15 protein-coding genes are annotated in these 16,100 nt (G+C 75.5%); 4 read left to right on the top strand and 11 right to left on the bottom strand.

Annotated features, from left to right (window positions below):
* The first annotated feature begins 104 nt into the window (after window positions 1-104).
* Window positions 105-1,331: an MFS transporter gene (locus WA788_RS14235; protein ID WP_335977091.1), complete on the top strand. Its 1,227-nt coding sequence runs from the start codon at window positions 105-107 to the stop codon at window positions 1,329-1,331.
* Here the strand turns inward: WA788_RS14235 and WA788_RS14230 are convergent.
* On the bottom strand, window positions 1,246-2,274 hold the full coding sequence (locus tag WA788_RS14230; protein ID WP_335977087.1) for a hypothetical protein: 1,029 nt from the start codon (window positions 2,272-2,274) through the stop codon (window positions 1,246-1,248). The two genes, WA788_RS14235 and WA788_RS14230, sit on opposite strands and share 86 nt — an antisense overlap.
* 93 nt (window positions 2,275-2,367) lie before the next feature.
* Complete coding sequence (locus tag WA788_RS14225; protein ID WP_335977084.1) at window positions 2,368-3,129, bottom strand: DeoR/GlpR family DNA-binding transcription regulator; 762 nt, start codon at window positions 3,127-3,129, stop codon at window positions 2,368-2,370.
* Window positions 3,130-3,218: 89 nt separating this feature from the next.
* Here WA788_RS14225 and WA788_RS14220 point away from each other — a divergent pair, with 89 nt between their 5' ends.
* Window positions 3,219-4,517: an MFS transporter gene (locus WA788_RS14220; RefSeq protein WP_335977081.1), complete on the top strand. Its 1,299-nt coding sequence runs from the start codon at window positions 3,219-3,221 to the stop codon at window positions 4,515-4,517.
* On the opposite strand, the gene WA788_RS14215 is transcribed toward WA788_RS14220, so the two are convergent.
* From WA788_RS14215 to WA788_RS14205, 3 genes are read right to left on the bottom strand one after another with little or no spacing between them, the layout of a single operon-like run.
* On the bottom strand, window positions 4,442-5,422 hold the full coding sequence (locus WA788_RS14215) for a phosphotransferase family protein (protein WP_335977079.1): 981 nt from the start codon (window positions 5,420-5,422) through the stop codon (window positions 4,442-4,444). The genes WA788_RS14220 and WA788_RS14215 overlap by 76 nt on opposite strands.
* A gap of 49 nt (window positions 5,423-5,471) precedes the next feature.
* Window positions 5,472-6,263, bottom strand: coding sequence for an inositol monophosphatase family protein (locus WA788_RS14210; protein WP_335977076.1), 792 nt, complete (start codon window positions 6,261-6,263; stop codon window positions 5,472-5,474).
* 33 nt (window positions 6,264-6,296) lie between these two features.
* Window positions 6,297-6,557: a hypothetical protein gene (locus WA788_RS14205; RefSeq protein WP_335977074.1), complete on the bottom strand. Its 261-nt coding sequence runs from the start codon at window positions 6,555-6,557 to the stop codon at window positions 6,297-6,299.
* Window positions 6,558-6,748: 191 nt separating this feature from the next.
* On the opposite strand from WA788_RS14205, the gene WA788_RS14200 reads away from it, so the two are divergent.
* Complete coding sequence (locus WA788_RS14200) at window positions 6,749-7,507, top strand: hypothetical protein (RefSeq protein ID WP_335977072.1); 759 nt, start codon at window positions 6,749-6,751, stop codon at window positions 7,505-7,507.
* A gap of 14 nt (window positions 7,508-7,521) precedes the next feature.
* On the opposite strand, the gene WA788_RS14195 is transcribed toward WA788_RS14200, so the two are convergent.
* The 4 genes from WA788_RS14195 to WA788_RS14180 all read right to left on the bottom strand — a co-directional run bounded on the left by WA788_RS14195 (window position 7,522) and on the right by WA788_RS14180 (window position 13,320).
* Entirely contained in the window at window positions 7,522-10,857 is a 3,336-nt protein-coding gene (locus WA788_RS14195; RefSeq protein ID WP_335977070.1) for an AfsR/SARP family transcriptional regulator, read from the bottom strand.
* A gap of 315 nt (window positions 10,858-11,172) precedes the next feature.
* Window positions 11,173-11,544: an SH3 domain-containing protein gene (locus tag WA788_RS14190; protein ID WP_335977067.1), complete on the bottom strand. Its 372-nt coding sequence runs from the start codon at window positions 11,542-11,544 to the stop codon at window positions 11,173-11,175.
* Between the two features lie 145 nt (window positions 11,545-11,689).
* Complete coding sequence (locus WA788_RS14185) at window positions 11,690-12,310, bottom strand: hypothetical protein (protein WP_335977064.1); 621 nt, start codon at window positions 12,308-12,310, stop codon at window positions 11,690-11,692.
* A gap of 113 nt (window positions 12,311-12,423) precedes the next feature.
* Window positions 12,424-13,320, bottom strand: a complete 897-nt coding sequence (locus tag WA788_RS14180; protein ID WP_335977061.1) for an NADP-dependent oxidoreductase — start codon at window positions 13,318-13,320, stop codon at window positions 12,424-12,426.
* A gap of 71 nt (window positions 13,321-13,391) precedes the next feature.
* Between WA788_RS14180 and WA788_RS14175 the strand changes: the two genes are divergently transcribed.
* Complete coding sequence (locus WA788_RS14175; RefSeq protein WP_335977059.1) at window positions 13,392-13,970, top strand: TetR/AcrR family transcriptional regulator; 579 nt, start codon at window positions 13,392-13,394, stop codon at window positions 13,968-13,970.
* Between the two features lie 13 nt (window positions 13,971-13,983).
* Here the strand turns inward: WA788_RS14175 and WA788_RS14170 are convergent, their stop codons facing one another.
* Entirely contained in the window at window positions 13,984-14,997 is a 1,014-nt protein-coding gene (locus tag WA788_RS14170; RefSeq protein ID WP_335977056.1) for an SMP-30/gluconolactonase/LRE family protein, read from the bottom strand.
* 184 nt (window positions 14,998-15,181) lie between these two features.
* Window positions 15,182-16,036, bottom strand: coding sequence for an NmrA family NAD(P)-binding protein (locus WA788_RS14165; RefSeq protein WP_335977054.1), 855 nt, complete (start codon window positions 16,034-16,036; stop codon window positions 15,182-15,184).
* Window positions 16,037-16,100 lie beyond the last annotated feature (64 nt).

Genomic DNA, 16,100 nt, shown 5'->3' with positions numbered 1-16,100 from the left:
CCCGCGCACCGCCGGCCCCGCGGCGGGCCCGGCTCCGCTCCCGGAAGCCGGGCCCACCGCAGGGAAGACCCCCGCAACCGCCCATGAAGCACGGAGAGTTGGGAATGCCGTCAAGCCTCCAGGCCAGGCTCAGGGAACTGCTGCTGATGGTCGCCAGTGCGATCACCATCATCGGGACCACCGCCATCGCGGCCTCGCTGCCGAAGATGAGCCACGTCTTCGCCGACACGCCGCACGGGCACTATCTGGTGAAGGTCTCCTTGACGGTGCCGGCGCTCACCGCGGGCCTGTTCGCCGTTCCCAGCGGCCAGATCGTGGACCGCTGGGGCCGCAGACCGCTGTTCATCGCCTCCCTGGTGCTCTACGGCGCCGCCGGCTGCGCCGGCTTCCTGCTGCACTCGCTCTACGCGATCCTGCTCTCCCGGCTGCTGCTCGGCGCCGCCGTCGCGGGCGTGTCCACCTGCGCGACCGCGCTGATCGCGGACTACACGCCACGTGACCGCATCGGCCGCGCGATGGGCCGGCAGTCGCTGTTCATGGCGCTGGGCAACGTGGTGTTCGTCTTCAGCGGCGGCCTCCTGGCCGACCAGGGCTGGCGCTGGCCCTTCCTGCTGTACGGGATCGGGTTCGTGCTGGTGCCGGCGGCGGTGGTGCTGATCCGCGAGCCGCGGAGCACGAACGACCCGGCGCCGGTGTCCGCAGCCCCGGCCGCTGCCCGGGCCGCGCAGGGGGAGGTGCCCCCCGCCGCGACGGGGACGATCGCCCTCACCTATGTGCTGCTCTTCGTCAACATGGTCGGCTACTTCATGGTGCCGGTCTACCTCCCCTTCTACCTCGCCTCCTTCCACCACGGCGACAGCCTCAGGGCGGGCGCGCTGCTGTCGGTGGTGGGCGTGGCCTGGGCGCTGTCCTCCCTGGTGTACCGGCGGCTGGCGCAGCGGATGCCGTACGAACGCGTCACCGTACTGACCTTCGGCCTGCTGGGAGCCGCGTATGTGCTGCTCGGCACGGCGTCGTCGTATCCGGTGCTGGTGGCCGCGCTCGTCCTGACCGGTGCCGGGCTCGGCTCGGCGATCCCGAACCTCAACTCCTGGATGCTCGCGGTGACGCCCCCGGCGGCCAAGGGCCGGGTGATCGGGGCCCGGGTCTGCACCACCTTCCTCGGGCAGTTCGTCTCGCCGGTCATCACCGCGCCCCTGACCGCCGCGGCCGGCATCGGGCACAGCTATGTGATCGCCGGCGCCGTCATGGCCGCCGTCGCGGGCGGGGTCGCCGTGGCCCTGCTGCTGCGCCTGCGGCGCGCCGCACCCGCGCCCGAGGCGGTCGGCTGAGGCGGTCGTGGAGGGTGGCGAAGGCGGTGCAGGTGAAGGGGTAGGTGAGGGCGGCGGCGGTGAGCAGCCCGAGGATGACGGGGGCGAGGATGCCCGCGTAGTAGCCCGCGAAGAAGTTGCCGGTGGTGTCGGCGAGGAGGTGGCGCACGGCGGGGCGGGCGGGGAGGGCGACCTGGGTGGCCAGGCGCGCGAGGAGGGCGCAGAGCGCGGCGGCGGGCAGGGTGAGGGCGAGGACGCGGCCGGCTCCGGCGCGGGTCCAGACCTGGGACCAGGAACGGCGCAGCGCCGTACGGGCGTTGAGGCCGGCGGCAGCGGCGGCGGGCGCGAGGGCGAGGCCGACGCGCAGGAGGACGGCGGCCAGGACGGCCAGCACCAGCAGGCAGGTGAGGAGGGTGTTGCTCCAGGAGTGGGCGTCGCGGCCGTTGGGGTGGTAGCCGAAGAGGCCGTGCGCGGCGACGACGGCCAGCGGCACCAGGGGCCAGGTGATCAGCCCGCGCAGCGTGTAGACGGTGAGGAGGGCCGGTATCCGGGTGCGGCCCGAAGCAGCGCCCGGCTCGGCCGCAACGCCTGTTGGCCGTACGGTACTTGCCGCCGTGACGGCCCGCGAGCACGCGCTTTGCAGGGCCGCGCTGGCGATGCCCAGCAGGAGCAGGAAGAGCGGAAGCGTGCCGAGCGCGACCTTCGCCAGCCCGGTGTGGTCGTGGACGTACGGGTCCTCGACGTAGTGGTACCGGTTGCGCTGGTTGCGCATGTGCGTGAACAGCGGCCAGGAGCAGGCGAACACGGCGGCCGTCAGCAGCAGCCAGGCAAGCCCGGCCAGCCCGACGACCTGTGCCGTCGCCCGGACGAGGGCGCCGCGCTGCCGCCGCAGTACCGCGGACACCGTGGCGGCGGCGCCTCGTTGCGGGGGATCGGACGGTGCGGGTCGGTCGTGCTGCGTCATGGAACGGGGCCTTCGCCTGGTCGGGGGCGTTTCCTGACGGGGACGCGCCGCGGCCCGCCGCGGTTGCCCACCGTCCGGCCCGGCGCGGCAGGCTCAGACCGTGTGGACGGTGGTCCCGGCCTCCTCGAGCGCGGCGATCTCCGCCGCGGGCGCGTCGATGTCCGTGACGAGGCGGGGGAGTTGGGCCGCGGCCGCGACGAAGGCGAACGCGGTGTGCCCGAGCTTGCCGCCGTCCGTCGCCACGACCGCCCGCCGGGAGGCGCCGATCGCCGCCTTCTTCACGGCCGCGTCGTCGAGGTCGTACGCGGTCAGGCCCTCCGCCGCGCTGAGGCCGCAGCAGCCGATGACGGCGGTGTCGAAGCGCAGGGCCGCCAGCGAGGCGAGGGTGAGCGGGCCGGTCAGGGCCCCCTCGGCGGCGCGCGGCTGCCCGCCGGGCACGAGCAGGGTGGCCGGGCCGGGCTGCTCGCCGAACAGGCGGATCGCCTGGAGCGACAACGGCACGACGGTGACGGGCCGTTCGCGCAGCAGGCGGGCGACCTCCAGGCAGGTGGTGCCGCTGTCGAGCACGACGGTCTCGCCGTCGGCGATCAGCGCGGACGTCTCGGCGGCGATCCGCCGCTTGGCGTCCACCGCGTCGCTCAGCCGCAGCGCGAACGGCGGTTCCTCGCCCCGCAGCAGCAGCGTGCGGGCGCCGCCGCGGACGCGTTCGAGCACGCCTTGGGCCGCGAGGGCGTCGAGGTCGCGCCGGATGGTCATCTCGGAGGCGCCGGTCAGCTCCGCCAGTTGCTGGACCGTGGCCGACCCCGCCGCCCCGACCTCGCGCGCGATCAGCCGGTGGCGGTCCGCATTGCTCATACGGCGATTGAACACCACCGCGGAACGCACATGCAAACTGTTCGAAGATGCCCTTTTCAAACACGCACGATGGTCGTTACGGTGTGGGCATGGAACGCTCGCTCCGGTCCGCCCGCACGGCGACCTTCGTGTACTTCGTCCTGTGCGGCACCCTGATGGGCACCTGGGTCGTGCACATCCCCGCCATCGAACAGCGCACCGGCATCAGCCACGCCACCCTCGGCCTGCTGCTCGTCCTGCTGGGGCTCGGCGCCTTCGCCGGGATGCAGGTCGCCGGCCGCCTGTCGGACCGGATCGGCGCGCGCGTCGTCGTACCCGTCTCCGCCGCGCTGTGCGCGGCCACCCTTGTGCTGCCCGGGCTGCCGCGCGACCCGTGGACGCTGGCCGGGGCGCTGCTGGTGTTCGGCTTCTTCGACGGCTGCCTGGACGTGAGCATGAACGCGCACGCGGTGCACGTGGAGAAGGCGTACGGGCGGCCGGTCATGTCGGCCTTCCACGCGACGTTCTCGGTCGGCGGGGTCCTCGCCTCTCTCGTCGCGGCGGGTGCGGCGGGCGCCGGCGCGGGGCCGGCGGCCACGCTCGGGGTGTCCGGGGCGGTGGGGGTGGTGGTCGCGGTGGTGGCGGCGCGCGGGCTGCTGCCGGCGGAGGGGGTGCCCGGGGCCGTATCCGGAACCGCGCCCGAGGTCGTACCCGATACCGCACCCGCGGCGTCCGCGCGACGGCGCAAGGCGCCCGGCCGGATCTGGGTACTCGCCCTCCTCGCCGCCATGGTCATGCTCGCCGAGGGCGCCGCCAACGACTGGAGCGCCCTGCACCTGAAGGACGTCCTCGGCGCGCCCTCGGACGTCGCCGCCATCGGCTACGGCACCTACGCGGCGGCCATGACCCTCGGGCGGCTGCTCGCCGACCGCGTCTCCGGCCGCTTCGGGCCGCTGGCCGTCCTGCGGTACGGGTCGGCCACCGCCGCGGCCGGGATCACCGTGGTCGCCCTCGCGCCCTGGCTGTGGGCCGCCTTCGCCGGGTGGGCGCTGTTCGGGCTCGGCCTGTCCGGGTGCGTGCCCCAGCTCTTCAGCGCCGCCGGGCGCGTGGACCCCGCGGCCGCGGGCACCAACGTCTCCCGGGTCTCCGGGATCGGCTACCTCGGGATGCTCTCCGGCCCGGCCGTCATCGGCTGGCTCACCCACGTGGTGGCGCTCAACCACGCGTTCCTGCTGCTGACGGTGCTGTGCGCGGTCGCGGCGCCGGCGGCGGGGGTGCTGCGCGCCGACACGGGCGCCGGGTCCGGCTCCGGCTCCGGCTCCGGTCCCGACGGTCAGGCCGTGCCGAACAGCGCCATCGACTCGGCCAGCCGCTCCCGGGCCCAGTCGCGCGCCGACTCCTCGGTGTGACCGCGGTAGTACGTCTCCACCACCATCACCAGCGCCACGTACAGGCAGTACAGCCGGCGCCGTACGAGCGCGTCCCCGGTCGGCTCGGGCATGCCGTAACCGCGGAGGAACGCCGACGAGTCGCCGAACGCGGGGAGTTGGTGCCCGGTGAACCCCCACTCCATCAACGGGTCGCCGTAGAAGGCCCGTTCGTGGTCGAGGATCGCCGCGATCGCGCCGTCGCGGACCATGACGTTGCCGATCCACAGGTCCCACTCGACCAGGCGCGCCTCGGTCACCTCGTCCAGCGCGGGCGCGTGCGCGGCCAGCACCGCGCGGATCTCGTCGTACCCCCGGCCCAGGTCGATCGCGCGGCGCTCGCCGTCGGCCACGATGTCCTCGAACATCCGGGAGAAGGCGCGCCGCCAACTCGGCTCCGGCGGCCCGGAAAGCGGGCCGAACCCGGGTCCGCGCACCGCGTTGATCTCCCGGTTGAGCGCGCCGAGCCGCTCCATGTAGGCGTCGCGCTCGGCCGCGGGGAGCCCTTCGGCGAGGACGGCGAGGTTGTCCGCGTCGACGTGGCCCATGAAGAAGTAGCCGCTGTCGCACAGTTCGCGGCTGCGGTCCACGAAGTCCACCCGGGGGAGGGGTACGTCGGTGTGCTTGCGCAGCAACTCGATGGCGGCCAGCTCGGTGTCCATCGCGCCGCGCTCGTACGTCAGCACCTCCACCGCGGCCGGCGGGGCGATCTTCACCACGACCCGGGCGCCGTCGCGCAGCCGTATCCGGTAGGCGGCGTTGAACCAGCCGAACCCCAACTCCTCGGCCCAGTCCTCGCCTTCGGGGACCTGCGCGGGTCCGTACGCGCGCTCGACCATCGCGCGGAGCGCGGCCGGCGACTGCCGGTTCTTGGTGATGCTCTCCAACGGGTCCTCCTGATACGGCGTGGGGCGTACGGGTACGTGGGCGCCCGGGTCAGCCGCGGACCGCCGCCATCAGGGCCTGGTGGGTCTCCCGGTCGGCCGCGGCCACGAGGCCGCCGACCGTCTCGCCCAGGGGCGCGCCGTCGATGCCGGTGACCACGCAGCCCGCGGCGCGGCACAGGGCGATGCCCGCGGCGAAGTGGACGCTGCCGGTCAGGTCGGCGCCGTCGGTGACGTAGCCGGCGCGCTTGCCCGCGGCGACCCAGGCCAGGGCGAGGCTGGTGGACCCCACGCGGGGCCGGAAGCGGCTGACGAAGGCGGGGTGCGCCAGCAGGGCGGCCGGATGGAAGCCCGGGGCGTGCAGGAACGGCGGGTCGAGGTTGACGTCCACCAGTCCTGAGGCGGCGGTGGGCGTGAGCGGGGCGTCCCCGTCGGGGCCGCCGCGCCGGAGGCGCGCGGTGGCGCCGTCCGTGACGAACACCTCGCCGCCGAACGGGTCGGCCACCGCCGCCGGTCCACCGCGCAGCGCCACGTTGACGGCCACCAGCATCGTGCCGACCGCGTAGTTGAGCGTGCCGCACAGCGGGTCGACCAGCCACTGGCGGGCCGCGTCGGCTGCGCCGCGCCGCCCGCCCTCCTCGCCGAGCACCGCGTCCCCGGGGCGCGCGGCGAGGATGACGCCGAGGATGCGCTCCTCGGCCGCCACGTCCGCCTCGGTGGCGAAGTCCCCGCCGCCCTTGTCGATCCGGGCGAGCGGCCGCCCGTACATCTGCCGCACCACGTCCGCCCCGGCCCGCGCCGCGGCCGCGGCCACCTCGGCGTCGTCCGCGTACCCCTCGCTCATGCCGCTCACCCTAGCCACCCGCCGCGCGGCAGGTCAGTCGCAGCGGCTGCACAGGACACCGCGGTAGGTGGCGGCCAGGGTACGGGCCACGCCCGGCTCGGGGGCCCAGCGGCCGCGGTGGCTGCGGTGGGAGGGGGGACCGTACGGGGACTGCCAGGCGGGGCGGTCGGCGCGGTGCGTGCCGCGCGGCATCCGGGGCAGACCGGGTACGCGGAGCCGGACGGCGCCGAACCCGCGGCGGTGCAGGAGGGCGATCGAGGGGCATGTGGGCACGACGGCCCAGGTCTTGGTCATGGGGCTACACCGTTCCCGTGGGAAGAGGACCAGAAGCAGCACGGCGGGCCGCCTGCGGACGGGAGCACCGTAACGGCGCCCGCCCGCGCGGCTCCATCGGTTTTCCCCGGGTTCCTCCCCGGTCCGCACGCCCCCGAAGCGCCGTTCGGTAACCTGGCGGCCGGGGGCGGCGCCGCGAGGCGGGGGGACGGATGGACTCGGTGTCCGTGGTGTCGGCGGCACTCGCCGTGTGCGGGGCGGCCGCCGCCGCGCTGTTCAGCTACTGGCAGCAGCGGCGCCTGCGGTCGTGGGAGCAGCGCACGTACATGGACCGGTACGGCGCCTCGCTGGTGTGGGCCGCGTACGACCTCCAGACCCGGCTGTACAACATCCTGCACGGCCACGTGCTCGACCGCGAAACGTCGCGCGGGTCCGGCTTCCTGACGTCCTTCCTGACGCGTGGCACCGACCGCGAGGCGGAGTTCGTGCGGCGCAGCACCGTGTTCGTGCTGGCGGAGTACCTGGGCTGGGTGGAGATCCTGCGCCGGGACGTGCAGTTCCTGGACCTGGGCACCAGCCGGCTCAACTCGCAGGTGACGCTCCAGATCTCCCGGATCGGGTCGAGCCTGTCGAAGATCGACGCGGCGAGCAGCGAACTGCGGCTGTTCCGCGCCCAGCAGCGGGCGGTCGGCGAGCTGATGATCCACCCCGACGGTGAGCCGGGCCGTAGGCGCTGCCTGGGCTACGCCGAGTTCTGCGCGAAGCTGGACCAGGACGCCGCCTTCGCCGGCTGGTTCGGCGTGCTGCTCGCCGATGTGGACCGCCTCGCGGCGGACACCGCGCCCGCCGTGGCCCGACTCCAGGTCGTCCAGCAGCAGTTGGTCGAGCTGATCGACCTGCTCGACCCGAAGCGGATACGGCTGCCGCAGTTCCGGCTGACCTTCGACCGGGCCACCCACCGCATCCGGTGAGGCCGCCGCGCGGGTCAGTCGGCGGCGGGGCAGCCGAGGCGGGTCAGGGTCGCCTCGGCCTCGGCGAGGTCGGCGGGGGCCGCGAGCGCGCGGGCGCGCAGCAGACGGGCGCGGGCCGAGCCGACGGGCCGGTCGGCCGACGCGTAGCCGCGGGCGGCGCGGTCGGCGAGCTCGGCCGCCGCGGCCGGGTCGTCCTGGCGGAGCCGGACCCGGGCCAGCGCGAGGAGCGCGTCGGCGGCGCGGACGACGAACCCGTGCTCCTCGGCGAAGGCGGCGGCCGCCGACGCGTGCACGGAGGCGTCCTGGAGCCGCCCGGCGGCGGTCGCGACCTCCGACAGCCCGGTCCTGGCCCCGGCCTCCACGTACGGCAGGCCGTTCTCCCGGGCGACGGACAGCGCCTGGCGGTAGAAGGGCTCGGCGCCCGACGGCTCGCCGGCGGCGAACCGCACCCGCACCGCGCCCGCGGTGAGCAGGGACTCCGCCTGGACCAGCGGGTCCTGCGTGGTGCCCGCGACCCGCAGCGCGGCCTCCGCCGCCTCCCACGCCGGCTCCCGCGCCCCGCGGTCGCAGTGGATCGCCGCGAGGTGGGAGTGGCAGTCGGCCTGCCACGTCGTGTCGTGCGACGCGCGGACGGCCGGCAGCGCCATGTCCGCGTACCGCAGCGCCTCGTCCAGGCGGCCCAACGCGTGCGTCGTACCGACCAGGTTGACCATCGCGCGGGCCCGCTCCTGCTGCCCGTCGGCCAACTCCAGGCTCTTCAGCAGGTGTTCGTGCGCCTCCCGGGTGCGGCCGATCGGCAGGCACACCGCGGCGAGGTTCAGGTGCGCGCCGAACTCGCTGTGCGCCCGCCCGAGTTCGCGGTTGAGCACCAGCACCTCCCGCAGGCACTCCGCGCTCTCGGCGAGCCGCCCGGCCCGCCACAGGGTCCCGGCGAGGTTGTTGAGCGCGGTCGCCGCGAGGTCCGGCCGCCCGGCCTCCCGTGCCAGCGCCCCCGCCCGCCGGTAGAGCGGCACCGCCTCGGCGGGCCGGCTGGTGTGCATGTGCATGTCGGCCGCGCTGAGAGCGGCCACCGCGCGGGAGCCCGCGTCGCCGTGCGCGGCCGACGCGGTGAGCGCCGCGTCGGCGACGGCCTGCCACTCCGCGACCCGCACGCTGCGCCAGAAGTACCCGCGCAGCCGGTCCGCGAGCAGCCACGCGAAGGCGTGCGGCCCCTGGCGCGCGCTGTGTTCGACCGCGGCGACCAGCGCGCCGCGCCGCTCGTCGAGCCAGCCGCGCGCACCGACCACGTCCCCGTCGTACGCGGGCAGCGGCGCCGCGAGGGTGCCGGCCGGCGCGCACAGGCTGTTCCAGCGCGGCGCGAGGACGCGGACGGTGGCGTCCACCGCGTGGTGGTACCAGGTGAGCAGCCGCTCCAGGGCCGCCGCGCGCTCCTCGGCCGGGTCCTCGGCGGTGGTGCGCTCGGCGGCGTACTCCCGCAGCAGGTCGTGCGCGCGGTAGCGGCCCGGGCCGTCCTCCTCCAGCAGGTGCAGCCCGGCGAGCCCGGTCAGGCAGGCGCGGGTCTCGGCGGCGGGGCGCCCGGCGAGCGCGGCGGCCGCCGCGACGTCCACGGTGCCGCCGGGCACCAGGCCCAGCAGCCGGAACAACCGGGCGGCGGCCGGGTCGAGTTGGTCGTAGGACCAGGACAGCACCGTGCGTACGTCGCTGAGCGGGTCGTCCGCGACGGCCAGCGCGTCCAGGCTGCCGCCGCCCGGCCCGATGCCGCCCGCCGCCGCGGCCTGCTCGAACTGGGCGGCGAACCCGGCGAGCGTCGCCCCCGGCTGCCGGGAGACCTGCTCCGCGACGATCCGCAGCGGCAGCGGCAGCCGCCCGCACACCCGGGCCAGCCGGGCCGCCGCCTCCGGCTCCGCGGCCGTACGGTCGCCGCCCACGGCGGTGGCCAGCACCGCCGCCGCCTCGCTGTCGGTCAACTCGCCCAGCGGCACCGAGCGGGCGCCGTCGCGGATGACCAGCCCGCTGAGCCGGTTGCGGCTGGTGACGACCGCGCAGCAGCCGGCCCCCGGCAGCAGCGGCCGCACCTGCTGCACGCTGTGCGCGTTGTCCAGGACGACCAGCGCGCGCCGCCCGGCCAGCGACGTCCGCCACAGGGCGCGCCGTTCGTCGGCGTCGGCAGGCATCCGGTCGGGGTCGACGCCGAGTTGGGCCAGCAGCAGGCCGAGCGCGTGGTGCGCGCCGACCGGGGTGTCCGGGCCGAAGCCGTGCAGGTCCACGTAGAGCCGGCCGCCCGGGAAGTGCCGCCCGGCGGTGTGCGCCCAGTGCACGGTGAGCGTGGTCTTGCCCGCGCCGCCGATGCCGTGCACGACGGCGACGGCGGCGCGCCCGCTGCCGTCGCCCACGGCGGCCGGAAGCGCGTCGAGCAGGGCGAGTTCGGCCGTGCGGCCCACGAAGCCGTCGGTGCGGGCCGGCAGGAGCGAGGGCGGTGCGGGGGCAGGCGCGGTGGTGGGGCCGGACTCCGGCGCCTGCGGCGGGAGTCGGGTGGGCGAGCCGGTCGGCGCGATCTTCCGGGCGGACCGGGGTCCGGCGTCCTGGCGGAGCAACCGCTCATGGGCGGCGCGCAGTTCGGCCGACGGCAGCGTGCCGAGCTGGTCGTCCAGCAGCCGCCGCACCGCCTCGTACGTCTCCAGCGCCTCCGCGAGGCGGCCCGCGGCATCCAGGGCGGTGAGCAGCCGCAGCCACAGGGACTCCCGCAACGGGTGGCGGGAGGTCAACTGCTGCAAGTCGGCGAGGAGTTCGGCCGACGGCTCGCGGTCCAGCCGCAGTTCCAGGTCGGCGCGGCGCTCCACCGCGCCGAGGTACTGCTCGACCAGTGCGGCGGCGTACGCGTCCTCGACGTGCGGGGAGCCGACGTCCGCGAGCGGGGCGCCGCGCCACAGCGCGAGCGCGTCGCACAGCAGCCGGTGCGCCGCCGGGACGTCCGCGGCGGCCGGGCCCGCGCCGGGTGCGGGGAGGCCGGGGCACGCGGCCCGGGACGCGTCGAGCAGCCGCTCGAACCGCAGCGCGTCCACCCGGTCCGGCGGCACGTCCAGCCGGTAGCCCGCGGGCGCGGTCCGCACCGACTCCTCACCGAGCAGCGTCCGCAGCCGGTTGACCAGCGTGTACAGGCTGGAGGCCACATGCCGGGGCGGCCGCTGCGCCCAGACGCACTCCACGAGTTCGCCCTTCGCCACGGTACGGCCGGCCCGCAGCGCGAGCGCGGCGAGCAGTGCGCGCTGGCGCATGCTGGGCAGTTCCACCGGGCGGCCGTCCAGGCGCAGCAGGAAAGGGCCGAGTACGGCGATGTCCAACGTGGCCATGGATCTCCTGCCGTACCCCGGTGCGTAGCGCCATGCGGGGCGGACCGGAGCCACGGCGGGGCGGTGGACGCCCGCATGGGACGACCACCTTACGCGGAGCGGGCGCCCGGGCGGGCGCGGTCGGGCGGAGGGCACACCTGGTCGGGCCGAGGGCACGCGGCGAGCCCCCTCCTCCGTCCATGGCGGCGGAGAAGGGGGCGAGGGTCCGGCAGACCCGCCCGCATCGTCACCTGCGGGCGGAACGGGGTGATCGGCCGGGCCCGGCTCGTGCGCGGACCAGGTGCGGCCTCGGGCGCGTACGAGGGGCGCGGCCCGTCAGCAGCCCGGCGGGTTCGGCGACAGCGAGTCGATCAGGATGTTGTCCGGCCAGTACGACCAGCCGTTGACGCCGGTGGCGCGGTCCAGGATGTGGTACCAGTCGCCGGGAGCCTCGCAGTAGATGTACACCGCCTGGCCCTGCTGGCCCTGGCCGAGGATGGTGTAGGCGGTGCTGGGCCCGGAGCGGATGTTGACGCCGCCGGCGGTGAAGAACCCCGTGGTCGTGGTCATCGGCGCCGCCCGCGTCCCGGCGCTCTGCGGGGCGGCCTGCGCGGTGGCGGCGGACAGGCCGCCGAGCGCCAGGACCGCCGTCGCGACGGCCGCCACCGCTGCGGCGCGGCTGCGTAACCGGGTGGTGTGCCGGGTCATCGTTCTCCCTCAGCTGGACGCGGATTCGGACGCCCGGCGGCCCAGGACGACGCGGCAGCCATGACCGCACGACTGCCGTCCCCCGTCCGTCCTGCTCACCGCCGGGCATGCGACCACTCAAGCGGCACGTTCTCTCAGCAGCCTCTCAGGAACCTCTCAGCTCAGCCGTGAGCGCGGCCACCGCCTCCTGCTGCCGGCGGTGGAGCGCGTCCACCGCCCGGCGCAGCCCGCACAGCCGCCCGTACATAAGGCACCTGGCCTGCCAGGGGTGCCACAGCGCCTGGAGCAGGAGCTGGGCGGTGGCCCGCCGGTACTCCTCGCACGCCGTCACCAGGACGTCGAGCGACTCGCCCAGCACGCCGCCGGCCCGCAGGTCCGCCAGCCGGATCGCCTCGCACTGGAGGGCGCGCTCCTCCGCGCCGCCCGCGAAGTCCAGCACCCGGCGCGGCACTCCGGCCGACAGCGCCGCCACCACGAGCCCGGAGAAGGCGGCGCGCAGCGCGCGCTCCGCGTCGGCGCCGTCCTCCAGCACGGCCATGACCCCCAACTCCAGGGACGCCGTGCGCCGTTGGGTGCCGATTCCGCGGCCGACCCGCCCGGTGGGGCGCGGCACCACATCGCTCACCGCGTCCCGTACCGCGGTGATCTGGTGGAACTGCTGCATGACGTCCGCGCGCAGCCGGCGCCGCTCGTGCACGCGGGACACGTACGTGGTGACCGCCGCCCCCACCACACCGCCTGCCGCCGTGTAGGCCAATCCGGCCAACCCGGCTACTCCGCCCACCCGTTGCCCCCTACTGACGCAGCGTCATGTTCGTGCTGTCGCCGAAGTGGACGGCGGCGGTCGGACGATACTCCGGGCCGCCGGGTGCCGCGGGATCAGACGGTGATGACGCGGCGCCCCCGGGTGTGGCCCGCCTGGCTGTCGACGTGTGCGGCGGCCGCCTCGTCGAGCGGGTACGACCGCGCGACGGGGATGTGCAGCCGGCCGCGCGCGATGAGGTCGGCCGCCTCGGCGAGGGCGTCCGGCACGCTCCCGGCCACTCCGGAGAAGCGGACGCCGTACCGCGGGGCGGTGAGGTCGGCGATGGTGAGCACCGCGCCCGGGTCGCCGGTCAGTTCGACGAGTTCGCGGACCACGCCGGCGCCCGCCAGGTCGAGGGCCGCGTCGACGGGGCGGCCGAGCCGCCGGACCCGCTCGGCCCAGCCGTCGCCGTACGTGATGGCCTCGGCGCCCAGCTCGCGCAGGTAGTCCTGGTTCGCGGCCCCCGCGGTGCCGACCACCGCGATGCCGCGCTCGCGGGCGATCTGGAGGACCGCCGAGCCGACGCCGCCGGCCGCCCCGCTGACCAGCAGCGTCTGCCCGGGCTGTATCCCCACCTCGCGCAGGACGCGCAGCGCGGTCTCCACGACCGACGGGTATCCGGCCGCCTCCTCGAAACTCAGGCCCGCGGGCATCCGCGCCCACGCGGACAGCACCGCGAACTCGGCGTAGGTGTCGGTCCCTTCGCCGAACACGTGGTCGCCGACGGCGACGCCCGTCACGCCCGGGCCGACCTCGTCCACCACCCCGGCGGCGTCCAGCCCGACCCCGGCGGGCAGTTCGACCGGGTGCGCGGACAGCTTCTGGCCCTCGCGTATCCGCCAGTCGACGGGGTTCACCCCCGCCGCGCGCACGGCGACGCGCACCTGTTCCGGGCCCGCGTGGGGCTCCTCGGCGTCGATCAGGCGCAGCACTTCGGGACCGCCGAACTCGGCGTGGCTCACTTTCCTCATGCCGCCGACCGTAGCACTAACGGTTAGTTTTTTGAAACAGGTATTGTTTTGTATCTGCTAAGGTGATCATCATGACCACGCCGCCCGGGCGCCGCGAGCGCAAGAAGGCCGCGACCCGCCAGAAGATCGCGGACACCGCGATGCGGCTCTTCCTGGAGCGGGGATACGACGCGGTGGGCATCCGTGACGTGGCCGCCGAGGCCGATGTCGCCGTGACCACGCTCTTCTCCCACTTCGCCGCCAAAGAGGCGCTGGTCTTCGAGCAGGACACGCAGTTCGAGCAGAGCCTCCTGCGGGCGGTCGGCGAACGGGCCCCGGACGAACCGCTCGTCCCGGCGCTGCGCCGCGAGATCCAGGCGCTGGTGCGGCACTGCACGGCCGACGCCGCCGCCCCGACCTGGCGGATGATCGACTCCTCGCCCGCCCTGCGGGAGTACGAGGAGTCGATGCGGCTGCGGCACGCGGAGTCGCTGGCGGCGGCCATGGCCGCCGACCCCGCCCTGGCCCGGACCCCCACGGCCTGCCGGGCGATCGCCAGGTTCGTGATCGACGCGTACGCGGTGGCGCGTGAGGCGCCCGACCCGCAGACCGCGGTGGACGAGGTCTTCGTGATGGTCGAGGCGGCCTGGCAGGCGTCCGCCCGCACCTGACCGCGCCGCGGGGTCAGCGCAGCGGCAGGCTCTCGACGGTGAAGTCGGGGCTGGTCTGCGGATCACCGTAGAGGTACGTGTCCATCTGGGAGTTGGTCACCAGCAGCCGTCCGCGGCTGACCGCCACGCCGGTGACGGTGTCGGCCCCGGGGTAGGTGCGGGTGGCGACGACATCGGCCCGGTCGGCGCCCGCGGACAGCCGCAGGGTGTCCACCTCGTTGTCGACGGAGCGCGCGACGTACAGCGTGTTCCCCCGCCGGACGATCCCGTCGGCGCTGGGCAGCGCGGGCGCGGCGATCCGGTGCACCTCGCCGGTGGCGAGGGTGAGCCGGTAGAGCGCGCCGCTGTACCAGTAGCCGATGATCAGCGACCTGCCGTCGGGGCTGGTGACGATGCCGTTGCCGTTGGACTGCCCGGCCACGTAGTCCGGCAGGCGGTAGGCGACCTGGAGCGTGCGCTGGGCGCCGGTGGCGGGGGCGTGCACCTCGGCGGCCGGCACCCGGTAGACCACCGCGCGCAGGGAGTCCGTGAGGTAGACGTCGCCGTTCGGTGCCACGGCCTCGTCGTTGACCAGCGTCTTCTCGCCGGTGTCCGGGACGCGGTAGGAGGAGACGAGCTGCCCGGCGTCGGTGTAGACGAAGAACCGGCCGGTGAACGCGCCGGCGACCAGCAGGCGGTCGCCCGCGGTCTTGATCCCGGTGGCCTGGGTGCGGCCGTCCTGCCCCGCGGGCAGGAAGGGTTCGAGCCTCTTCGCGCCGGGGCTGCCGCGGTAGACGGTGCCGTCGGCGATGCTGCCGGTGTAGACGTGGTGGCGGTCGGCGGCGATGCTCTCGGGGAACGCGTCACTGCCGTCGACCGTGATCGGGTAGGCGGCGGAGGCGTCACCGGGCCGGTGGGCGGGCGCCGCGGCGGCGGGGAACGCGGTGGTGACCAGCGCGGCCGAGGCCGCGGCGAGGGCGCCGAGGGTGAGGGCGCCGCGCCGCCAAGTGGCGGGCGCGACGGCGTGGTTGAGTGTGCGGTGGGACATGGGAGGGAACCTTTCCCCGGCCGTCGCGGCCGGGAGAGAGTGGATACGTCCGGGCGGCTGCACCGAAACGCCGTCCGGGGGAGGGGACCGGTGGGACGCGCGGCCGGGCGGGCGCCGATGGGTGGGTGCCGTCGGGCGGGTGGTGCTTACGGGCCCGGGTCCGGCGGGGCGGCGCCCGGCGGATTCAGGCCAGTGCGGCGGCGACCGCCTCGGCCGGGGTGGTGGCGGGGCGGCCGATCAGACGGCGCAGGTCCCCGGAGTCGGTGAACATCTGCCCGCGGGCCGCGGCCAGATCGGCGTCCACCAGGACCTCCGCCAGTTCGGCGGGCACCCCGGCCTCGACCAGCACCTTCGCGAACACCTCGGGCGCCAGGTCGCGGTAGGCGATCGGCTCCCCGGTGACGGCGGCGATCACCGCGGCCAGCTCGTCGAGGGTGAACGTCTCGTCGCCGCCCAGTTCGTAGACCTGCCCGGCGTGGCCGTCGGTGCTCAGCGCGACCGCGGCGGCGTCGGCGTAGTCGGCCCGGGTGGCGGCGCTGATCCGGCCCCGCCCGGCCGCCCCGGCCAGCGCCCCGGCGGCGCGCACCTGCGGGAGCTGGACGGTGTAGTTCTCCAGGTACCAGCCGTTGCGCAGCAGCACCGTCGGGACGCGCTCGCGCAGGTACTGCTCGGTGGCGTGGTGGGTGGCCGACAGGATCGTGCCGGCGGTGTCCGCGCGCAGCATGCTCGTGTACGCCACCAGCGACGCGCCCGCCGCCACTGCCGCGTCGACGGCCCGGCGGTGGTTGGCGACGCGCTCGGACGGGGTCGTGGTCGAGACCAGCAGCAGCTTGTCCACGCCCTCGAAGGCCGCGGGCAGGCTCGCCGGGTCGGCGAAGTCGGCCCGGCGCACGGTCACGCCGCGGTCGGCGAGGTCCGCGATCCGGCGGGGGTCGCGGCTGGTCGCCACGATGTCGGCGGCCGGCACCCCGCGGGCCAGCAGCGCTTCCACGGTGAGCCGCCCCAGCTGTCCTGAGGCCGCGGTGACCACGGTCGTCATAGGTCTTCAACTCCTCTCCGACGCGGGCTTTCCGCGCCGAGAAACCCAGGATGACCTGGTCGCT

Source organism: Streptomyces sp. CA2R106 (assembly GCF_037034245.1).
Taxonomy (GTDB): Bacteria; Actinomycetota; Actinomycetes; order Streptomycetales; family Streptomycetaceae; genus Actinacidiphila.
This window is presented reverse-complemented; position numbering and strand designations above follow the sequence as displayed.